General features: G+C 53.8%; 3 protein-coding genes. All 3 read left to right on the top strand.

Annotated features, from left to right (window positions below; all coding sequences use genetic code 11):
- On the top strand, positions 1-499 hold a 499-nt coding region (locus tag WC488_05440), incomplete at its 5' end, for a hypothetical protein (GenBank protein MFA5077839.1).
- 44 nt (positions 500-543) lie between these two features.
- Positions 544-1,362 (top strand): AmmeMemoRadiSam system protein B, encoded by an 819-nt coding sequence (gene amrB / locus WC488_05445; GenBank protein MFA5077840.1) that lies wholly within the window; start codon positions 544-546, stop codon positions 1,360-1,362.
- Positions 1,363-1,372: 10 nt separating this feature from the next.
- Positions 1,373-2,380 carry a type 2 isopentenyl-diphosphate Delta-isomerase gene (fni, locus tag WC488_05450; GenBank protein MFA5077841.1) on the top strand — a complete coding sequence of 336 codons (1,008 nt, stop codon included), beginning with the start codon at positions 1,373-1,375 and terminating at the stop codon, positions 2,378-2,380.
- Positions 2,381-2,530 lie beyond the last annotated feature (150 nt).

The following is a 2,530-nucleotide window of genomic DNA, read 5'->3' on the forward strand; positions in this document are numbered from 1 at the left end:
GGAGAAGCAGCTGGGCGAGAAGAAGGAGTTTGTGAAAATGCTCCTGCCGCGGCTGGAGAAACAGCAGAAGATGGAACCCACGCGGGCCACTGTTTACGAGGGATTCAAGGCTGTGACCAACGTTCTAAGGATGATACTGGATGATTTGGGGCCCGGGGAGGGGTATTACGTGCTGGGCGCAACTTACGGGCAGGTGGGGCCTGAGCTACGAAGGTTTTTTTACAAGCACCATCAGAGAAGGGTGGCAAGGGGGATAGGGGTGAGAATGCTTGCAAACCTGAACACCAGGGGGAATTTGGAGAAGACGACCAGGTTTAAATCGCAGATAAGGTACCTGCCGCAGTATTTTGCCGCGCATTCGCAGATAGGGGTATGGAAGGACAAGACGGCCTTATTCGTGTTTACCGCCAATCCAACCGTGGTTGTGATAGAGAGCGCGGAAGCAGCAGGGAATTTCCTCAGCTATTTCAGGGCGCTGTGGAAAATCGCAAAACCCTAGGCGGCCAATCTAAGATTTATATACTTATTCCGAGAGCTAAATTCATGAGGACGCCGGCAGTTGCAGGAACTTTCTACCCTGCTGAAAAGGAGAAGCTGGAAAGGACGGTTTCCGAGTTTTTGAAAAAGGCTGAGAGCGAGTACACGCCGGTGAGCGCTGTGGGGGGCGTGTGCCCGCACGCAGGGTATGTGTATTCGGGGCAAACCGCGGCCATAACTTTCTTTTCAATAGCAGAGCTGAAAAAAGCCGAAACTATTGTGATATTGGGCCCGAACCACACCGGAAGGGGAAGCTTGATCTCAATTTCGCTCAGGGACTGGGAAACGCCCTTAGGGATTTCGAAATGCGACGTTGAACTCGCGAAGAGGATACAAAAGAATTCCAAATTGATAGATTTTGACGAGAATGCGCATATGTTCGAGCACAGCATAGAGGTCCAGCTCCCTTTCGTGCAGAAGATTAATCCAAATGCGAAAATCGTGTGCATATGCATGATGAGCCAGGATTACGAAAGCGCGCTGGACGTGGGCAATGCGCTCGCGAAAACGCTGAATCCCGGGAAGCACATCGTGATTGCAAGCTCGGATTTTTCCCACTATCTTCCGGCGGAAGAGGCAGGGAGGAAGGACAGCGCGGCGAGGAGCTACATAGAGGCGCTGGACGGGGAGGGGTTCGAGAACGCGCTCGGGAAGCACGGATGGAGCGTGTGCGGCTACGGCCCGATAACCGCGCTCGTGGAATACGCGAAGGCGAAAGGGATTAAAAGGGCGAAAACCCTGAGATACACTGATTCCGGGAAGGCTACGGGGGATTATTCGGCAGTGGTCGGATACGGGAGCATGATATTCCCGAAAGGGAAATGAGGATGATAGTATGATTATGCGCAGGAAGAAGAACCACGTGGACCTGGTTGCGAGGAAGAAGATGCAGTACCTGAAAACTTCGGGCTTCGAGGAAGTGATGCTCGTGCACAACGCGCTTCCGGAAATAGATTTCGAGAAGATAAGCATGCGCACCGAGTTTTTGGGAAAACGGCTCGAGGCTCCCCTGCTCATTGAAGCCATGACGGGGGGGTATGAGAAGGGGGGAATGATAAACAGGAAGCTCGCGCACGCTGCCGAGAACACCGGGGTTGCGCTCGGGCTGGGGAGCCAGCGGGCGATGGTCGAGGAGCCTTCCCTCAGGAAAACATATTACGTGAAGAACATCGCGCCTTCTGTCCCGATAATAGCGAACATAGGTGCTTACCAGCTGAAGGAGTACGCGATTAACAGAATAGAAGGGCTGGTTTCCGCGATAGAGGCTGACGCACTCGCGGTGCACCTGAACCCCTTGCAGGAGATAATACAGCCCGAAGGGGACAATGATTTTACAGGAATACTGAAAGCGATTGAAAAAACGTGCGAGCGGATTTCGGTTCCGGTAATCGCGAAGGAAACCGGGGCAGGGATAAGCACTTCGGTAGCGAAAATGCTCAAGGAAGCAGGAGTGAAGTATGTGGACATAGCGGGCTCTGGGGGAACTTCGTGGAGCACGATAGAGTACGAGCGTGGAGGCGGGGTTCCCGGGTTCTCGGAATGGGGAATCCCTACTGTTCCATCCATAATCGCGAATAGAGGAATCGTGCCGCTGATTGCGAGCGGAGGGGTGAGGAGCGGGATAGATGCGGCAAAGGCGGTTGCGCTCGGGGCCGAGATTGCAGGGGCCGCGCAGCCGTTCCTCGAGGCGTACATGAAAAGGAAGCTGGAGCAGCGCATAGACGTATGGAAGGAACAGCTCAGGGTGGGCATGTTCCTTACCGGCTCCAAGGATGTGCGCGCCCTGCGCAAGGCCAAAATTTACGTCCCCTCCGGAATAATTGAGATGGCAGGAGAAATATAGGTGCTCTTTTGGAAAACGTGAAAAGGCTGTTCGTTCTCCAGCTCAAGGAGAAAGGAATAGGCAGGAAAACGTTCGATTCGTTCAGCGACGCCGAGAAGGCTATGCTTGTGGAGCGGGAGGGGAAATATTTTCTCAATCCTGCGGAGAGGG

This window comes from Candidatus Micrarchaeia archaeon (genome assembly GCA_041650355.1).
Taxonomy (GTDB): domain Archaea; phylum Micrarchaeota; class Micrarchaeia; order Anstonellales; family Bilamarchaeaceae; genus JAHJBR01.